Annotated in this window: 21 protein-coding genes and 1 tRNA gene; 12 read left to right on the top strand and 10 right to left on the bottom strand. The window is 55.0% G+C overall.

Going from position 1 to position 20,890, the window contains the following annotated elements:
- Nucleotides 1-80: 80 nt before the first annotated feature.
- Genes BCF46_RS01655 through BCF46_RS01625 form a run of 7 tightly spaced genes read right to left on the bottom strand, consistent with a single transcriptional unit; the run spans nucleotide 81 to nucleotide 6,453 of the window.
- Nucleotides 81-1,010 (bottom strand): AEC family transporter, encoded by a 930-nt coding sequence (locus tag BCF46_RS01655; RefSeq protein WP_121021083.1) that lies wholly within the window; start codon nucleotides 1,008-1,010, stop codon nucleotides 81-83.
- Nucleotides 1,011-1,805, bottom strand: coding sequence for an MBL fold metallo-hydrolase (locus tag BCF46_RS01650; RefSeq protein ID WP_121021081.1), 795 nt, complete (start codon nucleotides 1,803-1,805; stop codon nucleotides 1,011-1,013).
- The gene (locus BCF46_RS01645; protein WP_121021079.1) at nucleotides 1,802-2,587 is read right to left on the bottom strand and encodes a TatD family hydrolase; all 786 of its coding nucleotides are present in this window, start codon (nucleotides 2,585-2,587) and stop codon (nucleotides 1,802-1,804) included. The genes BCF46_RS01650 and BCF46_RS01645 overlap by 4 nt, the downstream gene beginning before the upstream one ends.
- Before the next feature lie 11 nt (nucleotides 2,588-2,598).
- Nucleotides 2,599-3,723, bottom strand: coding sequence for a DNA polymerase III subunit delta' (locus tag BCF46_RS01640; protein WP_121021077.1), 1,125 nt, complete (start codon nucleotides 3,721-3,723; stop codon nucleotides 2,599-2,601).
- Nucleotides 3,720-4,349: a dTMP kinase gene (gene tmk, locus BCF46_RS01635; RefSeq protein ID WP_121021075.1), complete on the bottom strand. Its 630-nt coding sequence runs from the start codon at nucleotides 4,347-4,349 to the stop codon at nucleotides 3,720-3,722. Before tmk ends, BCF46_RS01640 begins: the two co-directional genes overlap by 4 nt.
- Nucleotides 4,346-5,515, bottom strand: coding sequence for a D-alanyl-D-alanine carboxypeptidase family protein (locus BCF46_RS01630; RefSeq protein ID WP_121021074.1), 1,170 nt, complete (start codon nucleotides 5,513-5,515; stop codon nucleotides 4,346-4,348). The genes tmk and BCF46_RS01630 overlap by 4 nt, the downstream gene beginning before the upstream one ends.
- Nucleotides 5,516-5,538: 23 nt before the next feature.
- A complete protein-coding gene (locus tag BCF46_RS01625) occupies nucleotides 5,539-6,453 on the bottom strand; it encodes an SPOR domain-containing protein (protein WP_170157833.1) in 915 nt (304 codons plus the stop codon).
- A 221-nt stretch (nucleotides 6,454-6,674) separates the two neighbouring features.
- On the opposite strand from BCF46_RS01625, the gene BCF46_RS01620 reads away from it, so the two are divergent.
- Nucleotides 6,675-6,764, top strand: a tRNA-Ser gene (locus BCF46_RS01620).
- A 410-nt stretch (nucleotides 6,765-7,174) separates the two neighbouring features.
- Here the strand turns inward: BCF46_RS01620 and BCF46_RS01615 are convergent.
- A complete protein-coding gene (locus BCF46_RS01615) occupies nucleotides 7,175-7,813 on the bottom strand; it encodes a LysE family translocator (protein WP_121021072.1) in 639 nt (212 codons plus the stop codon).
- A 188-nt stretch (nucleotides 7,814-8,001) separates the two neighbouring features.
- Nucleotides 8,002-8,142 carry a hypothetical protein gene (locus tag BCF46_RS19670; RefSeq protein ID WP_170157832.1) on the bottom strand — a complete coding sequence of 47 codons (141 nt, stop codon included), beginning with the start codon at nucleotides 8,140-8,142 and terminating at the stop codon, nucleotides 8,002-8,004.
- 105 nt (nucleotides 8,143-8,247) lie between these two features.
- Here BCF46_RS19670 and BCF46_RS01610 point away from each other — a divergent pair, with 105 nt between their 5' ends.
- Together BCF46_RS01610 and BCF46_RS01605 are read left to right on the top strand one after the other, a co-directional pair.
- A complete protein-coding gene (locus BCF46_RS01610) occupies nucleotides 8,248-9,114 on the top strand; it encodes an ornithine carbamoyltransferase (protein WP_121021070.1) in 867 nt (288 codons plus the stop codon).
- A gap of 230 nt (nucleotides 9,115-9,344) precedes the next feature.
- Nucleotides 9,345-9,761, top strand: a complete 417-nt coding sequence (locus tag BCF46_RS01605; protein ID WP_121021068.1) for a VOC family protein — start codon at nucleotides 9,345-9,347, stop codon at nucleotides 9,759-9,761.
- A gap of 426 nt (nucleotides 9,762-10,187) precedes the next feature.
- On the opposite strand, the gene BCF46_RS01600 is transcribed toward BCF46_RS01605, so the two are convergent.
- Nucleotides 10,188-10,946: a DeoR/GlpR family DNA-binding transcription regulator gene (locus BCF46_RS01600; RefSeq protein WP_121021066.1), complete on the bottom strand. Its 759-nt coding sequence runs from the start codon at nucleotides 10,944-10,946 to the stop codon at nucleotides 10,188-10,190.
- A 258-nt stretch (nucleotides 10,947-11,204) separates the two neighbouring features.
- Between BCF46_RS01600 and glpD the strand changes: the two genes are divergently transcribed.
- From glpD to BCF46_RS01555, 9 genes are all read left to right on the top strand, one after another.
- Entirely contained in the window at nucleotides 11,205-12,791 is a 1,587-nt protein-coding gene (gene glpD, locus BCF46_RS01595; protein WP_121022231.1) for a glycerol-3-phosphate dehydrogenase, read from the top strand.
- Nucleotides 12,792-12,799: 8 nt separating this feature from the next.
- Nucleotides 12,800-13,888, top strand: a complete 1,089-nt coding sequence (locus tag BCF46_RS01590) for an ABC transporter ATP-binding protein (RefSeq protein WP_121021064.1) — start codon at nucleotides 12,800-12,802, stop codon at nucleotides 13,886-13,888.
- A gap of 12 nt (nucleotides 13,889-13,900) precedes the next feature.
- The gene (locus tag BCF46_RS01585) at nucleotides 13,901-14,977 is read left to right on the top strand and encodes an ABC transporter ATP-binding protein (protein ID WP_121021062.1); all 1,077 of its coding nucleotides are present in this window, start codon (nucleotides 13,901-13,903) and stop codon (nucleotides 14,975-14,977) included.
- Entirely contained in the window at nucleotides 14,977-15,846 is an 870-nt protein-coding gene (locus BCF46_RS01580) for a carbohydrate ABC transporter permease (protein WP_121021060.1), read from the top strand. The genes BCF46_RS01585 and BCF46_RS01580 overlap by 1 nt, the downstream gene beginning before the upstream one ends.
- A 27-nt stretch (nucleotides 15,847-15,873) precedes the next feature.
- The gene (locus BCF46_RS01575) at nucleotides 15,874-16,716 is read left to right on the top strand and encodes a carbohydrate ABC transporter permease (RefSeq protein WP_425454405.1); all 843 of its coding nucleotides are present in this window, start codon (nucleotides 15,874-15,876) and stop codon (nucleotides 16,714-16,716) included.
- A gap of 25 nt (nucleotides 16,717-16,741) precedes the next feature.
- Complete coding sequence (locus BCF46_RS01570; protein ID WP_121021056.1) at nucleotides 16,742-17,014, top strand: DUF2160 domain-containing protein; 273 nt, start codon at nucleotides 16,742-16,744, stop codon at nucleotides 17,012-17,014.
- Between the two features lie 79 nt (nucleotides 17,015-17,093).
- Nucleotides 17,094-18,815, top strand: coding sequence for an ABC transporter substrate-binding protein (locus BCF46_RS01565; RefSeq protein ID WP_121021054.1), 1,722 nt, complete (start codon nucleotides 17,094-17,096; stop codon nucleotides 18,813-18,815).
- Between the two features lie 379 nt (nucleotides 18,816-19,194).
- Nucleotides 19,195-20,067, top strand: coding sequence for a carbohydrate ABC transporter permease (locus tag BCF46_RS01560; RefSeq protein WP_121021052.1), 873 nt, complete (start codon nucleotides 19,195-19,197; stop codon nucleotides 20,065-20,067).
- Nucleotides 20,064-20,885: a carbohydrate ABC transporter permease gene (locus BCF46_RS01555; protein WP_121021050.1), complete on the top strand. Its 822-nt coding sequence runs from the start codon at nucleotides 20,064-20,066 to the stop codon at nucleotides 20,883-20,885. Before BCF46_RS01560 ends, BCF46_RS01555 begins: the two co-directional genes overlap by 4 nt.
- Nucleotides 20,886-20,890 lie beyond the last annotated feature (5 nt).

Raw genomic sequence — 20,890 nt, 5'->3', positions numbered from 1 at the left:
GACAGATCAGTCAATTGGCAGACAGAGTCTGACGGAACGGTAAGGCGGCGGCGAAGCTCGTGTGCTTTTGCAGACTTACATTAAGGCAAAACAGCCAGCCACACCCATAGCGTGAGCACCGACAATGCGGTCGAGATCAGCACTGCCGAGGCTGCAACCCGTTTGCCGACCCCGTACATGTTGGCGAAGACATAGGCGTTCACGCCCGGTGCCATGGCCGATGTCAGCACGACCGACCGGAACGCACCCGTTCCCACGCCGGTTGCCCCTGCGACGAGCCATGTCAAGCTCGGTTGAACCACCAGCATCAGGGCGCAGACCATGATCACGGGGCCGGTGTCGCCTTCCAGCTTATAACGGGCGAGGACGCCGCCCAGCCCGAAGATCGCCGCGGGTAGCGCCGCGCGGATCATCAGGTCGATGGCATCGGTCAACACACCGGGCAGGGGCAGGGAGGTGATGTTGACCACAAAGCCCAATGCGATGCCGATGATCAGCGCGTTATGGGTGATCGCCCGCCAAACGGCTTTCGCGGTGTGCCACAGCCCGCCACCCTTGTTGCGCACGACCTCCATCGCGGTGATGCCGATGCCGTAGCAGATCGGCGCGTTGACGGCGATGATGGCATAGTTCGGTGACAAGGCGCCCTCGCCATAGGCGCGCTCGGTGATCGGCAGGCCCAGCAGCACGGCGTTGGAGAACAGGCAGCAAAAGCCGATGGCGATGCTGTCCTCCCAAGGCCGCCCGAAGATCAGGCGTGCGCCGAGCGTACCAAGGGTGAAACCGGCGATGGCGGGCAGGTAGTAGGACGCCAGCAGGCGCGGCTCGAAATAGGCACCCAGCTCCAACTCCGCGATGCCGCGAAACAGCAAGCAGGGGATGGCGAAGCTTTGGGTGAACTTCATCAGCGCATCCGCGCCCTCGTTCGAGAAGAGGTCGCGCTTCACCGCGATGTAGCCCGCGCCGATGACCAGAAAAACCGGCAGAATGACTTCCAGCAACGCCCCCATCTAGACGTCGTATTCGATTGTCATGCCGTCATAGGCGGGGGTGACGTTGTCGGCGGTTTCGGCCTCGACCGTCGCATAGTCGAGGTCGATATGCATGTTGGTGATCACTGCGCGCTTGGGGGCCAGCTTCTCGATCCACTTTAGGGTGTTTTCCAAATGCGAGTGGCTGGGATGTGGCGCGCGACGCAGCGCGTCGATGATGAAACAGTCGAGGCCCTGAAGGGCCGCCCATGTCTCGTCGTAGAACTCTGCCACGTCCGGCAGGTACGCCAGCCCGCCGATACGGAAGCCCAACGCGTCAATGGTGCCGTGGTTTGCCCTGAACGGGGCCAGCGGGATGGTGCCGCCGGGGCCTTTCACCTCGATCAGCCCCTTGATCGACTTCAAGGTCAGGATCGGCGGATAGGGGGAGCCTTCGGGCTGAACGAACGCGTAGCCGAACCGCGCGATCAGGCTGTTGGTCGTGTCACCGTCCGCCCAGACCTTCAGCCGTTCTTTCATGTTGAAGACGATCATCCGCAGGTCGTCGATGCCATGAACGTGGTCAGCATGGGAATGGGTGTAGACCACCCCGTCCAAACGCCCGACATTTGCATCCAGAAGCTGCGAGCGCAGGTCCGGTGACGTGTCTATCAGCACGGAGGTGGTGCCTTCGGCGCCGATCTGTTCGACCAGCAAGGAGCAGCGGCGGCGGCGGTTCTTCGGATTATTGGGGTCGCAATCGCCCCAATGCCCGCCAAGCCTTGGCACGCCGCCCGACGAGCCGCAGCCCAATATAGTAAACCGGCGCTTCATTTGGCTTTCCAGAACAGGCGTTCGAAATTGGCCTGCGTCTGCGCGGCGAAGTCGGCGTAGTCTAGGCCGAACACCTCCGCGCCGACCTTGGCGGTGTGGGCGGTATAGCCCGGCTCGTTGCGCTTGCCGCGATAGGGGGGCGGGGCGAGGTAGGGAGCGTCGGTCTCGACAAGGATGCGGTCCACGGGGGCGGCGGCGAAGATGTCGCGCAGATCTTGAGACTTGGGGAAGGCGGCGATGCCGGACATGGACAGGTAGAAGCCCAGATCAAGCGCCGCCTGCGCCAGATCTTTGGAGGATGAAAAGCAGTGCATGACGCAGGTATACGCGCCTTTGGCGTGTTCCTCGCTCAGGATGCGGGCCATGTCGTCATCCGCCGCGCGGGCGTGGATGATCAGCGGCAGCTTGGTCTGCCGCGCGGCCTCGATATGGACCCGCAGGCTTTGCTGTTGAATGTCCTTGCTCTCGGCGGTGTAGTGGTAGTCCAGCCCCGTCTCGCCGATGCCGACGAATTTGGGGTGCTCTGCCAGCTTCACCAATTCCTCCACCGTGGCAAGCGGCTCGTCCGCCGCACTCATCGGGTGGGTGCCGGCGGCATAGTAAACGGACGGGTGTGCCTCCGCGATGGCGCGGACTTGGGGTTCCAGCCGCAGTTTTGTGCAGATCGTCACCATGCGCGTCACGCCAGCGTCATGGGCGCGGGCGATGATGTCGGGTAGCTCGCCATCGAAATCGGGGAAATCCAGATGGCAGTGACTGTCGGTGATCTGGGGGGTGCTCATTCTCGGCCTCGTCAGGCCGCGGTTTTCGCAGCCACTTCGTTCATTGCCAGAACCATATCAATGACCAGCGCCGAAGGGTCAAGGTTCACCGCACGCCCGTGTTGCGCACGGGCGGAGATATTTGCGGAAACCGAGGCCCACGCCCGCGCTGCGTTCGCATCCGGTGACAGGCGGGCGAGCATCTCCAACTCACCGCGCGCAGCCTCGGTCTGGGGCTGGCCCAGACCTGCGCGCGCAAGGCGGGCGAGCAGCACATCGGCAAGGCGCAGCATCAACTCGTAGCGGGCTTCCTGACCGCGTGCGGCGGCTTTTTCGCCAAGCGCGATCATCAGCGTGCGGTCGAGCTTCGGGAAGCTGGCGGCAAGTGCCACGAGGTCGGCATAGACTTCCAAACCACCAAGGTTGAGCATCCGAAGCGCTTCACCCACCGAACCACCGGACAGTTCGGCCAGCGCCGAACCATGCGTGCCGATATCGGCCCCAGTAGCGGTCAGGGCGGCGGACATTTGGTCGGCATCCAGCGTCACACAGCGCAACTCGCGGCAGCGCGACCGGATGGTGGGCAGTAAGCGGGAGGGCTGGTGGCTGATCAGGAACAACAGCGCGTCGGCAGGGGGCTCCTCCAACACCTTCAGCAACGCATTGGCGGCGGAGACGTTCATGTCGTCGGCGGCATCCACGATCACGATGCGGCGACCGCCCTCGGTGGCGGAGAGGGAGAAAAACCCTTTCAGCTTGCGCACCTCGTCGACGGTGATCTGCTGTTTGAACTTCTTTTTGTCCTCGTCATACGGGCGTTTGAGGACGAACAACCCCGCCTCGCTGCCCGCGCTCATACGGGCGATGACGGGATGGTGCGGGTCTACGTCCAGCGTTGTGGGGGCAGGCGGCGCGCCGAACATGTCGTTTGCATCGGCCGGCGGGTTCGCCAGCAAGAACTTCGCCAGCTTCCACGCCAAGGTGGCTTTGCCCACTCCGCGTGGGCCGGTGATCATCCATGCGTGATGCAAACGGTCGCCGTTGAAAGCCTCAAGAAAGTTCTCCTCGGCCACGTGCTGGCCCACCAGCGTCGCGGTTTCGCGCGGGTGGGGCGCGCCGTCGATCTGGTCGGAGCTGGGGAGGGCGTCGTCGCTCATGCGCGCGCGGCGATATAGGTGTCGACCAAACTTGCGATCTCGCGGCCAACGTCCTGCGCGCCTTGGGTGCCGTCAATCAGGCAGGTGCGGTCGGGGAAATCTTCGAGCAGGCCAAGAAAGCCCGCCCGCAACTTGTGCTGGAACTGAGCACCGAATTCCTCGAACCGATCCTCACCGGAGCCGCGGGCCAGACCGCGCTCAAGGGCGATGTCAGGGTCCATGTCGATGATCAGGGTCAGGTCCGGTTCACGGCCGATCATCTGCACATGAAGCGCGTCGACGGTGGCACGCAGGTCGCCGCGGGTGGCCCCCTGATAGACGCGGGTACTGTCGGCGAAGCGGTCGCAGATGACGATCTTTCCCGCCTCAAGAGCAGGGGTGATCAGGCGTTCCAGATGATCGCGGCGGGCGGCGGTGAACAGCAGGATTTCCGTTTCGGCAGACCAGCGGCCCGGCTCGCCTTCGACCAGCAGGCGGCGGATGTCTTCGGCACCGGGTGAGCCGCCGGGTTCGCGTGTCAGCACAACCTCGAAGCCCGCGGCTTCAAGATGACCAGCCAAAAGGCGTGACTGGGTAGATTTCCCTGAGCCGTCGATGCCTTCAAATGTTAGAAAAATTCCACTCAAAAGAAAGTTGCCGCCTGCCCGGTAAGTTGACGGAACAACACCGTTGCGGCGGTGCGTATGCGAACCATGAAGCCGCCGGAGTCGATCGTTTCGGTTGCGACAAGGTCGTGTGTCGCATCGCCGATACCGGGCACGTTAATGATCAACTCTGCAATCTTGTCACCTGCTTTGATGGGCGCTTCCAGCGGCCCCCTATATTTGATTTTTGCTGTCACGCTGTCCTTTTTCAACACGGGCACCAGCACTTTAATGTCTTCGGTGGCGGCAAGGCCAACCTTGGCGGCAGTGCCCATCCAGACCTCGGCTTCGGCCATGATAACACCTTGCTCTGCAAGCTGCTGCTCGGCGAATTGGCGGAAGGCCCAGTTGGCGATGCGCTCGCTCTCGGACGCGCGGTCCTGCTGGGTGCCAAGGCCCGACATCACGAAAACGATGCGCCGCGTGCCCTGTTTGGCGGACCCTACAAGGCCGTAGCCCGCCTCGGATGTGTGTCCGGTTTTTAGGCCGTCCGCGCCGATATTGAGCTTCAGCAGGGGGTTCCGGTTAAAGCGATTGTCCGGCGCGCGGTTGTCATAGGCGAATTCGGTTTCCGCGAAGTAGCCGTAATACTGGGGGAACACCTGAATGAGCCGCTTGGCAAGGATCGCCAGATCACGCATCGACATCCGTTGTGCAGGTGCGGGCCAACCGTTGGAATTTGCAAAGGTTGAGTTGGTCATGCCCAGATCCTGAGCCCGCTCGGTCATCATCTGAGCAAAGCCTCGCTCGGTTCCATCGGGGGAGATGGCTTCAGCCAAAACAGCAGACGCGTCATTGCCGGACAGAACGATCACGCCTCGGATCAGGTCTTCGACCGACACGCGGTCGCGGGTGTTGAGAAACATGGTCGAGCCGCCATAGGCTTGCGCCGCTTCAGACACGGGCAGGCGTTGGTCTAATGACAGGCGACCGTCTTCAAGGGCCTCGAAGGTCATGTTCAGGGTCATCAGCTTGGACATGGACGCCGGTGGAAGCGCCATGTCGGCGTTTTTTTCCATCAGTGTCAGGTCTGTTCCAAGGTCAAGAACAATTGCGGATTTTGCAGATGTTTCAAATGCCTGCGCCGTAAAGCTCATGCAGATTGCAGATGAGAGTGCGGCGATAAGCGTGGCAGCGCGGATGCCCATGATGGCTCCTTTGTTGATCTTTGCTAGTTGGTCACGAAATAGGCGTCGTTGAAGCCCAGTCCTTTGACTTTCTTAAGTAGGGTGGCGCGTTCGGATGACGAACCGGATGGCCCTACGACGACGCGCCAAAATTTCTTGCCTTGGCTGGAGCCTTGTTTCACCGCAGGCAAAATTCCGATTCCGCGGAGCGATGTGGCCGTGTTGTCGGCGTTTTCTTTGACCGAGAAAATGCCGATCTGGATGAAGGGTTTGGCTAGGCTGGACGATGATTTACGCGCTGGAGCTGCCGCAACTTCGGTGGCTTTAGGAACAGGTGCGGCCACCGGTTTTGGCGCAGGTGCCGCCGTCGACTTGTCAAGGGCGGCTTTGGCTTTGGCGATTGGGTCCAACGGTTGCGCCTCGATTGCGTCGGGCGCGGGTAAGCTTTCGCTGCCAGAGAGGGTGGATATCGCCGGTTTTTCCACTGGAACGGATTCGGTGCGCAAGGCCACGACGCTCATTTTTGTTGGTTGACCCGCAATGAGACCCAATGTTTGGGCGGCATCAGATGACAACTGCAATTTCGGGCCGGGATTGTCGCGCTCTCTACGGAACAGGGCACCGATAACTGTTTTGTTGTTTGCAAGGTTGCGGATCACTACGCGTTCAGGATCTTTTACGCCGGGGTAGGCGACCCAGACCCCGCCAAGCGACGGACGGCCATCCCATAGCCCGTCTTCACTGGCTTGGAACACGTCGGGGGCTTCGACTTCGCGTTCGATGGTTTCTGCTGAACCCTCAATGAGTTCGGCTTCGGTTTCCACGGCTGCGACCTCTCCGGCCTCTTTTTTCTTTAGAAAGTCAAAGCCTTGACCGTCTTCGCAGGCGGTCAACGTGGCAGTGGCCCCCAATAAAAACGCTATCCGCCATGCCCGTGTCATAGTCTGATAATGACCCATAATTTTACCCTCTGCCCGCAGCACCCTATCGGCGCATTTTTCGTCGCTTTTCGCGACATTTTCCAAGATCGCCTGCACATAAGGCGTCCCTTTGAGCGCACCCTATTAAATAAACTTGTTTTTGCAAAGCGGTCCGTTGCGCGGTCGGCAAATTTCGGCGTGCACTTAAGAGCAGGGAGGGGCTTCCAGAATCGAACTTGCACGGTTAAGTCGAGTGCGTCGGAGGAGTGGCAGAGTGGTCGAATGCACCGGTCTTGAAAACCGACGAGGGTGAAAGTCCTCCCAGGGTTCGAATCCCTGTTCCTCCGCCACCATAGCTTTTGTTCAGTTTGAACAGTTACCTTTGGGCGATTTTATTCTTACTTTACAAATGTTTATATGCAAATCTCGCTTTAGTTTGGTGTTTTTTGACTGAGCCAGAATTGGCTTCTTGAGTGGTGTGAATAGCGATACTTTAAGATGGCGCTATCCGGAAAGTTGACGAAGACTCTAGTCAGAAACCTTGGGGTATGTCGTCAAGGCGCGGATTTCGTAACGATCAGCTAAATACGGGACCGCGCCTTAGACTCCTGACGCATAGTCAAACCAGGCCCGAGCTAGAATTTACTGCCCATCGCGCCGTCGCTTGCAAGCGACTGTCTGGCATTCAGGCATCACGCAGCAAATCTAGAGCCCGAATTCACAGACTGCGGGGTTGGTATGCTGTCGGTAAACAACTGGATCAAAGGTTGGGTTTGTAGCTCGCTAGTTTGAGTCCGAAGCCGACAAAGACGACACCCGTCACGCCTTTCAACCAGCGCTGAAAATTGCCGCTGCTTGCCACTTTTGTAAGTCGTGAGAAGAGGAAGACCATCGCTCCAAACCAAACTGCGTTGATCATCGAATGAACAAAGACGAGGAGAAAAGATGCGGTGGCGGTTGTTTCACCGAGGGTGATAAATTGCGGAAACGCCGCAAGGTAGAACATAGAGACTTTTGGGTTAAGCGCATTGGTCAACAGACCTTCGACATAGGCGTTCACGAGCGTTCTTTTCCGTTTAGCGGGTGTGATCTTCTCTGCTGTCTCAATGCCTTTATAGGCCGCATACAGTGCTTTGACGCCGATCCAGCAGAGGTATGCAGCGCCTAAATACTTTACCAACGCAAACGCGGTCGCTGACTGTACAAGAATGATCGAGATGCCGAGAACTGACAGCGCACCATGCAGATAAAATGCCGTCACAAAGCCTGCAACATTTGCGAAGCCCGCGCTACGTCCAGACGTCGGTACGGTCTTGGCAATCAGCACTCCATTCGGGCCGGGGGACATCACCAACAAAGACGCGACAAAAACAAACGTCATAACCTCGGACCAAGCCATGCGAACTATCCTCTATTCTTGGACTATTCCGTTAAGTTGCACCCAAGTCTCTGATTGGGCAACAGGTAACCTTGGGTTTTGACCGACCCGGTCAGGTAGCGAGCGGTTCAGTCCGCATTATTTTCAGTGTGTTCGTGTTAGCCGATGGTAGGCTCACAGCTTATGCGCAGTTCATACTGCTCAACTGTCTACGTCGCTCCAGTATGTATCGTCAGATCAAACGCCTCGGCGTCCAACTCGAGCTGAATTGCATCGTCTGAGACTGCATCGTGCACGGTCGTTCTCAGTTGTTCGCCGCAACGTCGCGCGGCGTCGCGAATTTCAAACATATGCGCTCCATTGGATTAACGTGGTGAATTTTTCTCCTTGGACAAAGGTGCTGCGGATAGCAATAAGAGGGCCTAAACAAACAATTAGTCTCGACGAGGGCAACCGTGAAAAAGTGTGACCTGCTTTCGATTTCCGACATTGACCTGCCAACTCTGGAACGGCTTGCTGTGCGTGCCATTGAATTGGGAACGTGCTGGCAAAATCGCGACATGCCCCGAACTCTTGCGGGCGCTCGCATAGGCTTGATAGAAGAATTGCCCGGATGGCGTAACCCAACAGCCCTTGCCCTTGGAGCCGCGGCGATGGGTGGCATAACTGTTCCAGTCGCGGCCAGGTTAGAGGGCGCAGAAGCCGTCGAGGATTTGGCTGGATACATGGACAACTGGTTTGATCTTCTTGCTGTGCGTACGCCAAGTTTGTCACGCCTACGTCAGTTTGCCGACGCACTTGATGCTCCGGTGCTGAATTTGCGTACAAACGATAACCACCCGTGCGAAATACTTGGCGATCTCGCCTTTGTTCTCTCAAAACGCGGGTCTTGGGATGGATTGCAGGTGGCAATGGTCGGTCCGGCAGGCAATATCGCGCGGTCATGGTTCGAGGCGGCCGAAACCTTGCCGATAGACGTCGTACAGGTGGCGCCAAAGCACTTACAGTTTCCCGCAGCTGACTGCGGTACACGTCGGAGCGTTACAGACAATCCGCTCGTTATCGAAAACGCGGATCTTATTATTACCGATTGCTGGCCTTCCAACCTAACTTGTCAGGATAAAACAGAACTTTCTGCGCTCCGCATCGACGCCGATCTCCTTGAGCGTTGCAAACCCGATCTTTTCTTTGTGCCCTGTCCACCAGTAACGCGCGGGGAAGAAGTATCTTCAGATGCGATGTCTCACCCAAGCTGCTTCGCTAAATCTGCAAAGGCATTTCTTATGCATGCGCAAAACGCTGTTATGGAAGCTGCCCTTTAGGTCGCGTTTTTGAACCATTCTCACGCAGCGGTCTTCCAGCATTGCGGAAGTTCAGTAATGTTGACGCGAACTGGTCAACCTTCGCGCAGTCCGGCACTTGCTCGGGCAGGGTAACGCGGACAACGCTGTATCGTATACTGGCCACCACGGTTTGCATCGACAATAGCAGCGCTACCACCACGCTAAGATGGCGACTTGCGTGCACTTTGACTCTGGGTCACGCTGTCGCCATGAAGCTAAAATTGCACCATATCAATCTATGCTCGACCAATGTACCCGAAATGGATCGCTTCTATCGTGATGTGCTTACGCTTGGAGATGAAGACCCGTCGGCACTCCCCCCTCTGAACCAGGAGAAAGGGTTGGTGGGCGACGTCTCTTTCGTGACCGATGGCGATATTCAGATGCACCTGACTCCTCGCGACGTCTTAAATTCGTTCCGTTCGGGGCAGGTGGTGAATCCGCTGGACCGCGGGCATATCGCATATCGCACAGATGATATCGAGGCGTTCATGGCGCATTTGGACGCCCAAGGCGTGCCTTATTCGGACTGGGGCAGCAATGCTGTGAAAGGATGGCATCAGGTGTTTTTCTATGATCCGGACGGAAATGTGATTGAGGTCCATCAAATTGTGGATGTGGATTGAAGCTGCGACTAGTCGGCGCCCTACTGCTAGTCTTCCGGCGTGAAGAGTGGGTTATCTTTGATCAAGCTGATAAGGCGGCAGTGCCCATGCGTCGCGGTTCTAATGCTTCCAGCGGAACACCCCATTTTCCGCAGTAACGCGGCCTAAAGAGGGCAACGCAAAATGGCTACCCAACGTGGTGCTATTTTTTTCAGATGCGGTTTCCAACAGACTTCTGCGCGAGGTTACAGCCATTTCAGCGCCGGCATCGTATTTGAAATGCCATTCAGGGTGCTGGCATTGCGCCGTTGAATGTAGCGCGTCGCCCGTAATCAAGGCAACACGCTTTTCAGGTAGACGTCACCATTGCGTAGTCGTTGAACTTCGTCATCTGCGGCAGGCACTAAGGCGCATCTGCCCTTCCGCTTTTGATGATTGAATTGGTCTTTAAGCAAATAGTACTTCTGTATTTACCGTGCGGCAGAACTCAGCACAGATATCGGGCAGCCCGCGATCAGTGATAAACACGTCTACGTCAGCCATCGATGCAATTCGAGCAGGGGCTTTGCGCTCGAATTTCGAGCTATCTGACGCTAGCAACACCTTCTCGCTTTGGTGGATAATTGTCTTGCTGACGCCAACCTCTTGAACATCAAAGTCTAGAATGTCGCCATCTTCACGCAGAGCGGAGCAGCCGATTACCGCATAGTCGAACCGTAATTGCTGGATCGTAGCCTTTGCAAAGTCGCCCACTAGACCGCCGTCAGATCGGCGAAGGTTACCTCCGGTCACAATGACTTCGACTTCTGTATTTGCAGAAAGAATATTGGCAATGTTCATGTTGTTCGTGACAACCAGCAACCCTTGGTGTCGAAGCAGCTCTATGGCGACAGCCTCCGTTGTGGTCCCGATATTCAGAAAAACTGAACAATCATTTGGAATCTGCTTTGCGCAAAGTCGCGCTATATCGACTTTTTTGGCTTGGTTCAGTTCGCGACGCTCACTGTACCCGATGTTTACAGTTGTTGAGGGTAGAATGGCGCCGCCATGGACCCGTTCGAGTTGTCCGGCGTCAGCAAGCTCTGTAAGATCTCTTCTGATGGTCTGAGGTGACACGCCAAAATGGTCTACAAGGCTGTCGACGGTAACCACCCCTTCGCGTCGGGCCATATTGATAATCTCTGGCTTACGCAGCGTTTGAACCATACCGAAGTCTCTCCCTAATCCGTTTTGGTTCTTTAAGCGCGAATCCAAAAAGAGTCACGAAATCGGTCACAAAATGCCCGCGATGCCTCAGGTCACGGGATCGAAACATGTAAATAGCGCTGGAGTGGTGATTTAAAATCTGAATAGATTCAGGTGTTTAAATTAAAGCGAGCGTAAACGAACATTTATTACTTTCCTTTGCGCTCGTTTGTTGTCAGCTTCATCAGGCGCAGGATGGAGCCTGTGTGGGAGGATTTCATGGAACCGGATTACGATCTGCTGGTCATCGGTGGAGGAATCAATGGCTGCGGCATAGCGCGTGACGCAAGTGGTCGCGGACTGTCAGTTTGCTTGGCCGAAATGAATGATATTGGCTCGGCGACATCTGCGTCCTCTACGAAACTCTTTCACGGTGGATTGCGGTATCTGGAGTACTTTGAATTTCGCTTGGTTCGTGAAGCGTTGATCGAGCGAGAGACCTTACTAAAGGCAATGCCGCATATCGCTTGGCCGATGCGATTTGTGTTGCCCTACCACGCGGATATGCGCTTTGACCTCTCCACGCCCGCTTCGAAAATCCTCAACATCACTATGCCTTGGATGAAGGGGCGGCGGCCTGCATGGCTCATTCGCTTGGGGCTTTTCCTTTACGACAACCTTGGCGGACGAGACATCTTGCCAGGTACCAGTCGTTTGGATTTGCGGAGTGCTCCAGAAGGTAGGCCGCTTGTCGACAAATTTGAGAAAGCCTACGAGTATTCTGATTGTTGGGTTGAAGACTCGCGGCTTGTTGTGCTGAACGCACGTGATGCTGAGGCCAGAGGTGCCACGATTTTGCCGCGTCATAAGGTCGTGATTGCGGATTGCGCAGACGGGATTTGGACAGTTCAGCTGCATGGTCGCCAAACCGGCCAAACGTCGACCGTCACGGCAAAGGTGATTGTGAATGCGGCAGGGCCTTGGGTCGGCGACGTGCTTCGGGGCACGTTGAAAAGTAACTATCAGGGCGGGGTACGCCTTGTACGTGGAAGTCACATCGTGACCAAGCGTCTATTCGAGCATGACAAGTGCTATGTCTTTCAAGGGACGGACGGCCGCATTGCGTTCGCAATCCCTTACGAAAACGATTTTACGCTTATCGGGACGACTGATGTCGAGCATAGTGGCGCGAGCACAAAGCCCGAGTGTACACCGGAAGAGCAAGCTTATCTTCTGGATTTTATCAACCGCTATTTATCAGAACCAATCACAGATGGGGATATCGTTTGGACATATTCAGGGGTACGCCCGCTCTATGACGATGGTGCAAGTAGTGCGTCGTCGGCCACGCGTGATTATGTACTCAAGGTTGACCAAAGCCGCGGAGCCCCGGCGTTGAACATCTTTGGCGGTAAAATTACAACCTATCGCTGTCTTGCTGAAAGTGCGATGAAGGACATCTCAGAATTTTTCCCAGAAGTGTCGGGCCCTTGGACCGCTGGGGTGGCACTGCCAGGTGGCGATTTTCCTGTTGATGGTGTCGCTGAATTGATTGCACAACTGTCAGAAGAGTTTCCATTTTTGGATCAAGCTTGGGCGAAACGTCTTGTTCGAGCCTACGGAAAAGAAGCACGCGAGGTCATGTCCAGAGCAAAGTCTTTACAGGACCTGGGCCAACATTTTGGATCAAACCTGACCGAGCGGGAAGTCTTGTGGTTGATCGAAAAAGAATACGCAGTAGAGGCTGATGACGTCGTCTGGAGACGATCGAAGCTAGGTCTCCGGATGACAAAAAATGAGATTAGCGTTCTAGACGCTTGGATGAAAAATAATACGGCAACTGCAGCAACTGCCGCAGCTGAGTAGGGGGCACGATGACGCTTGAATTTAAGAATGTTTCCAAGTCGGTGGACGGTAAGGTCCATATTCATCCGACGAATTTAACGCTTGAGGGGGGGACGATGAACGTCCTGCTTGGACCAACACAATCAGGTAAGACGTCGCTTATGCGCCTCATGGCCGGGCTTGATGTACCGACGGACGGCCGCGTTTTCTGGGAGGGCAAAGACGTCACCGGTCAACGCGTTCAAGACCGCAAGGTAGCGATGGTTTATCAGCAATTCATCAACTACCCATCAATGACAGTATACGACAACATCGCGTCTCCCTTGCGCCTGATGAAGAAGTCAGCAGCTGAGATCGACAAGGCCGTCAAGCAAGCCGCGGATCTTATGCAACTATCCCCGATGCTGGATCGCAAACCGTTGGAATTGTCGGGCGGGCAACAGCAACGCTGTGCGCTTGCGCGCGCTTTGGTGAAGAATGCGGGACTTGTGCTGCTTGATGAGCCGCTTGCAAATCTCGACTATAAACTGCGCGAGGAAATGCGGGTTGAGATCCCCAAGATTTTCGAAGAGTCCGGTGCCGTGTTTGTTTACGCGACAACCGAGCCGGAGGAAGCGCTCTTGTTGGGCGGCAACACCGCAGCTTTGTGGGAAGGTCGTATCACACAGTTTGACCTGACTCCGAAAGTGTACCGACAACCTGTTGATGCGACAACTGCGCGGGTCTTTAGCGACCCGCCCATGAACTTTTTGCAGGTGACAAAAAGTGGCTCCAAACTAACCTTTGGAGGCGGCCAAAGCGCTGACGCGAAGGGAAAACTAGCGTCGCTTGCAGATGGCCGTTATCTGGCTGGATTCCGTCCAAACCATGTTGAAATAACCAAAGGGGGCGATGACGATTTGATGTTTGATACGCGTCTCGTGGTGACAGAGCTTACTGGATCGGAAACATTTGTTCACTTGGACCACCACGGCGACAAATGGGTCGGACTTATTCACGGTGTCCATTCCATTGAGTTAGGCTCGGCGCTGCCCGTCCATATCAATCCTGCGCACATCTATATTTTCAGTGAAACAGGCGAACTGGTGGCTCCGGCCTCCTACGCCGTAGCGGCATAAAGGAGAGGGGGCATGGCAAAAATTACACTTGATAACCTTGCGCACTCGTATCTCGCGAAGCCTGAATCCGAAGACGATTTCGCTTTAAAAGAGCTGAACCACGTCTGGACCGATGGTGAGGCTTATGCGCTGTTGGGGTCGTCCGGCTGCGGTAAGTCTACCCTTTTGAATATCATTTCAGGACTTGTGCATCCAAGCCAAGGTCGGATTTTGTTTGGAGACGTCGACGTAACACACGCTTCAACCGCTGACCGCAATATCGCTCAAGTTTTCCAGTTCCCTGTCGTCTACGATACAATGACAGTCCGCGATAATCTTGCTTTTCCATTGAAAAACCGAGGGGCGAGTCCTGAGTACATCGCCAAGCGCGTGCAGGAAATTGGTGCCATGATCGGTATGGAGGCCGAACTGGATAACCGCGCACGCGGCCTCACGGCGGATGCGAAACAAAAAATCAGCCTTGGCCGCGGGATGGTGCGTGAAGACGTCAATGCATTGCTATTTGATGAGCCGCTGACCGTGATTGACCCTCATATGAAGTGGGAGCTGCGCACTCAGTTGAAATCGCTGCATCATGAATTTGGGCATACCATGATTTATGTGACACATGACCAAACCGAAGCGCTGACCTTCGCGGATAAGGTGGTTGTGATGTATGATGGTCGGGTCGTGCAAATCGGAACTCCACAAGAGCTATTTGAGCGTCCTGAACACACCTTCGTTGGATATTTTATCGGATCCCCGGGCATGAATGTCATCCCTGCGAAGGTGAATGGCACAACTGCGGAGGTACACGGCACGTCTGTCCAATTGGCCAAGCACTTTGGCAAATTGGATGGCAAAGTCGAGCTTGGTATCCGGCCCGAATTTGTTTCTTTGACCAAGGGCGAAGGACTGCCGGTGAACATTCGCCGTGTTGAGGATGTTGGGCGTCACAAGATCGTCCGCGCAGAGCTTTTTGGCGAGGAGATAAATATTCTCGCGCCGGAAGGGCAGGGTATTTCTCCTGATATGAACCGCATCAGCTTCGACCAAGATCACGTGAACGTCTACGTTAATGATTGGCGTACCGAAGGAAAGGCTGCCTAATGGATAAAACACTTAATCATAAGGCATGGTTTTTGGTTCTACCGGTTATTGTGCTCGTTGCGTTCTCGGCGGTCATCCCGTTGATGACGGTGGTCAACTATTCGGTTCAGGACACGTTCGGGAACAACCAATTCTTTTGGGTTGGCCTCGAATGGTTTGAAGAGATGCTGCATTCCGAGAGAATGTGGGATGCTCTGGGCCGTCAGTTGTTATTTTCTGCGATCATCCTGACCATACAGATACCGCTTGGTATCTTCGTCGCGCTCAACATGCCAAAAAGCGGCTTCTGGTCGAGTTTTTGTTTGGTCATGATGTCGTTGCCGTTGCTTATCCCGTGGAACGTCGTGGGCACTATTTGGCAGATATTTGGTCGCGTCGATATTGGCCTGCTGGGTTATACGCTTGATGCATTGGGTATTTCTTACAACTACACGCAAGACATCTTCGCGGCTTGGGTTACGATCATTGTGATGGATGTTTGGCACTGGACCTCTCTCGTGGCGCTGCTTGCGTTCGCGGGGCTCAAGTCAATCCCTGATGCCTACTACCAAGCGGCCAAAATCGACCAAGCGTCCCGATGGGCCATCTTTCGATATATTGAACTGCCCAAAATGATGGGGGTTCTGATGATCGCTATTCTGCTCCGCTTTATGGACAGCTTTATGATCTACACAGAGCCGTTCGTCGTGACAGGTGGCGGCCCCGGCAATGCCACAACATTGCTGTCGATCGACCTTGTCAAAATGGCGCTGGGTCAATTCGACCTCGGACCCGCAGCGGCATTCTCGATTATGTACTACCTCGTAATTTTGATCATCTCTTGGGTGTTCTACACTGTGATGACAAATCTCGAAAAGAAGGAGGGTTAAGCCATGAGCGACGCAACCACTAACGCTATGCCCGGTAGCTTGACCGCCTCTTCGCCCAAAAAGCGTCTCAAGGTCAAAGGGTCGGTGATCGTTATGACCTTGTATCTGCTGTTCTTGCTGCTGCCTATCTACTGGCTGCTCACCATGAGCTTGAAGACCAACACCGAAATTCTCAATGAGTTCACGCTGTGGCCGCATGATTTTACGCTTGCGAATTACGCCACGATCCTGACGGATCCATCTTGGTACACGGGGTATATCAATTCGATCATTTACGTGACCATGAACACGGCAATTAGCTTGGCTGTGGCTTTGCCAGCGGCGTATGCCTTTAGTCGATATCGGTTTATGGGGGATAACCATCTATTTTTCTGGTTGCTGACAAACCGTATGGCACCGCCTGCTGTGTTCGCGTTGCCGTTTTTCCAGCTCTATTCGTCGGTTGGCCTGTTCGACACGCATATCGCTGTCGCATTGGCACACTGCTTGTTCAACGTCCCGCTGGCCGTCTGGATTTTGGAAGGTTTCATGCGAGGTGTGCCGAAGGAAATTGACGAAACAGCCTATATCGACGGCTATAGCTTTGGGCGGTTCTTCGTGAAGATTTTCACGCCCTTGATCGCCTCGGGCATCGGCGTCGCAGCATTCTTCTGCTTCATGTTCTCATGGGTTGAGCTTCTGCTCAGCCGTACGCTGACGACTGTTGACGCGAAGCCGATTTCGGCAATCATGACTCGAACGCAGGGTGCTGCTGGGATCGACTGGGGTGTGCTGGCTGCGGCCGGTGTGCTGACGATCGTTCCGGGTGCTTTGGTAATCTATTTTGTCCGCAACTACATCGCCAAGGGCTTCGCCCTAGGCCGTGTGTAAGCGCGCATTTAGGAGGGAATTTAACATGGAATGGATGGCTTGGACGTGGCCCACCGCCATATTCTTTATAATCATTGCCAGTACTCTGACGGTGTTCACTGTTCTGGCAATCAAGTTTCCCGAGGCTCCGCGCATGGGGGTCTTGAGAATTGAGACGACGCGAGGAGATCGTCTTTTTATCACACTTCTGGGTTCGGCTTTTATCAATTTGGCCTGGCTTGGAGTGATAGGTGCGAACCAACCGTTCGCGCTCATAGTCTGCCTGCTCTATGCCGCTGCGGTTTTCCGTTGGGTATAACGCGGGGAGGGTGGCCAGTTCAGGACCAAGCGAGTTCTTGGCCGCTAGATCGAAAAATTTCCAATAAAGGGAGGAAATTATGAGTTATTCGCTGAAATCAAGCACCGCTGTGGTGCTGGCACTTGGGTTGATCGGGGGGCCGGCATTTGCCGACATGAACGCCGCCAAGTCATTCCTCGACAGTGAGATCGGAGACGTCTCAACTTTGTCGCGCGCTGATCAAGAAGCCGAGATGCAGTTCTTTGTCGATGCAGCCGCTCCGTACCAAGGGATGGAAATCAAAGTTGTCTCTGAGACAATCGCGACGCATGAGTACGAAAGCACAGTTTTGGCCCCGGCCTTTGAGGCCATCACCGGTATCAAAGTTACACACGATCTGATCGGTGAAGGCGACGTTGTCGAAAAGCTGCAAACACAAATGCAGTCTGGCGAAAACATCTATGATGCTTACGTCAACGACAGTGACCTGATCGGGACCCATTGGCGCTATAAGCAGGTTCGGAACCTGACGGATTGGATGACGGGTGAAGGTGCGGCTGTGACGCTACCGACACTGGATGTCGAAGATTTCATCGGTACCGAATTCACGACTGGCCCCGATGGCAAGCTCTATCAATTGCCAACGCAGCAGTTCGCGAACTTGTACTGGTTCCGGTATGATTGGTTCAACGACGAGCAAAACAAAGCCGACTTCCTAGAGAAATACGGTTATGAGCTTGGTGTTCCGGTCAATTGGTCAGCGTACGAAGACATTGCTGAATTCTTCACCGGTCGTGATCTTTCACGCATGGGCGTGGAAGGCGAAGTCTTTGGTAACATGGACTACGGTAAGAAAGACCCGAGCCTTGGCTGGCGTTATACCGACGCGTGGATGTCCATGGCTGGCATGGGAGACGTCGGCGAGCCAAACGGCCTGCCTGTTGACGAATGGGGTATTCGCGTTAACGAAAACTCCCAGCCAACTGGCTCTTGTGTCGCTCGTGGGGGTGCTACAAACGCGCCGGCAGCAGTTTATGCTGTGACCAAAGCGATCGAGTGGCTTGAAAAGTACTCGCCACCAGCAGCTGCCGGTATGACGTTCGGTGAAGCAGGGCCTATTCCTGCTCAGGGTAACGTTGCACAGCAGATGTTCTGGTACACCGCCTTCACAGCGGCGACGGTTGAGCCGGGCCTGCCTGTGATGAACGAAGATGGCACGCCGAAGTGGCGTATGGCACCTTCGCCTCACGGGGTTTACTGGAAAGAAGGCCAGAAAGTTGGTTATCAGGATGCCGGTTCTTGGACACTGATGGAGTCCACTCCGGTGGATCGTGCTCAGGCAGCTTGGCTTTATGCGCAATTCGTTGTGTCTAAGACTGTTGATCTCAAGAAGTCCGATGTTGGTCTGACCTTCATTCGCGAGTCTACGATCGACTCTGAGCACTTCACCGAGCGTGCACCTCGTTTGGGCGGTCTGGTAGAATTCTACCGTTCGCCTGCGCGTGTGCAGTGGTCACCAACAGGTACCAACGTACCAGACTATCCTAAGTTGGCCCAACTGTGGTGGCAGAATATCGGCGACGCTATGTCCGGTTCTAAAACACCACAGGAAGCACTTGATGCGCTTTGCGCGGATCAGGAAAAAGTGCTCTCCCGCCTAGAACGCGCAGGCGTTCAAGGTGCTTTGGGTCCAGTGCTCAACGAGGAAATGAGCGCCGAGCATTGGTTCTCCCAACCGGGTGCACCCTTTGCGAAGCTCGCGGACGAAGATGAGGCCCCTAAGACCATCGCATATGATGAGTTGATCAAGTCCTGGAACTAATCCGGGTCACCTCTAAGGTGCGGGATGCCGTTGGGCACCCGCACCACCTTACAAATTCTTCCTGACGCCCTAAGACGGAGCGTACTTCAGGGCGGTAGCAATACCGCCCTTTTTTCGTGCGGCTGTCCGCAAATTGGGCATCATTGGTAAGTGTATCGCCTGTCGACCAAACCGCTTTCACGGTCCATTCAAAATCGCCGTATTTAGGTTCATACTGGGATACCGACTGCGGTGGGGATCTAACGCGGTGCGCTGTTGAACTTGGCATAGTTGCCAAGATCGCCTGCTGTGCTGCCGATCTAAATCAGGCTAGGGTGCTGAACCAGTCGTCCGTGAATAACAGATCGGCCGATTTGCGAGCAGGAAAGAACGGACACACATGCGAAATCACTATAACGGTGCATGGCTCCTGGTGTTACCGGCGGGTTTGTTGCTTGCCGTTCTGGGTGTTGTCCCGCTGATCGCGGTGCTCAATTACTCGTTTTTTGATATTTTCACCTTACAAGACCGGTTTTGGGTTGGGGCCGAATGGTATCAGGATCTGGTGGGTTCGCCTGACTTATATCGCGCTTTGGCTCGGAGCGTCTTGTTCACTACGCTCGTCGTGCTGATCCAGTTCCCACTTGGCATTGGTATCGCTCTTCTTTTGCCAAAGGGCACAAACACAAGCAGTTTCTTTTTGATGGTAATGGCCGTGCCCCTCGTCGTGCCATGGAACATGATTCCGATAATCTGGCTCAACTTGCTCAGTCAGGATCTCGGCTTTCTTGGGCAGTTTCTTACGTGGATGGATTGGTCTTTCGATTATAAATTCAACGCGATCCACACTTGGGCTTTTCTACTGATAATTGATACGTGGCACTGGATCGGGCTCGTCGCCATTCTTGCCTATTCAGGATTATCGAGCATTCCGGCCCCATACATGCAAGCAGCAGCTATTGATGGTGCCACGCGCTGGAGCACTTTTCGATACATCCAACTACCAAAGCTACGCGGGGTTATGATGATGGCGCTATTGTTGCGCGTCATGGATAGTCTGATGATCTACACCGAGGCATTCGCCATCAATGCCGGCGGACCAAATAACGCAACATCCTTCTTGTCACTTGAACTAGGTGAGCAGATCAGTGCCTTTGATTACGGTCCAGCAGCGGCGCGTTCAGCGCTGTATTTCCTGCTTGTTCTGTTCATTGCTTGGCTTTTTCAGCTCTCCTTACGGCGCAATGACACAGCCAAGGAAAATGGGCTATGAGCATTACGGCGCGTCATAAAACCAGCATCGGCCGGACTCTATTTCGATGTGTCGGCCTGGCTTTGCTCGTTGTGTTTATTCTGGGGCCTTTGGTGCAAACGATCATGGTCAGTTTTGTTTCGACGCTGCCGCATGATGATCTGGCGAGAGGCCAACTAACTCTCGTGAACTATCGCAACATCTTTGCCGATCCTGATTTGGTGGCGTCGCTAGGTAACTCGCTGATCTACGTGTCGCTGAACGTGGTGTTGACGCTGTCTGTTGCACTCCCCGCGGCTTATGCGCTTTCAAGGCATTCGTTCGTGGGCGACCGGCATCTTATGCTCTTGCTGCTTACGTTCCGGATTACGCCGCCTGTAGTCCTCTCGCTTCTAGTTTTTCTGCTCTTCGCGCGGCTAAACTTGCTCAATTCTCCGGTTGGGATCGCGTTGATACATTGCTTGTTCAATGTTCCAATCGCGATCTGGATATTGACCAGTTTCATTTCGGCAATCCCGCGAGAATTCGATGAATCTGCCTTCTTGGATGGGCATTCACGTGCTGGGTTTTTTGTGAGATTTTTGATGCCGGCCATCGCCCCCGGGATTGGTGTCGCCTGCTTCTTTTGTTTCGTTTTCTCTTGGGTCGAAGTCGTGTTCGCGCGGATATTGACGTCCACCGGAGGCAAGCCAATCACGATGGCCATTCAGGCTCTCTTCGGGTTCACGACGGATATAGGGTTGGTCATGGCGATGACCGTGATTTCGTTGGTACCGGGGGTCGCTCTTATATTTTTTGTGCGCAAGCATATCTCGAAGGGTTTTCAAGTGAGAGCCTGACGCCG

This window comes from Litoreibacter meonggei (assembly GCF_003663885.1).
Classification (GTDB): domain Bacteria; phylum Pseudomonadota; class Alphaproteobacteria; order Rhodobacterales; family Rhodobacteraceae; genus Litoreibacter; species Litoreibacter meonggei.
This window is presented reverse-complemented; position numbering and strand designations above follow the sequence as displayed.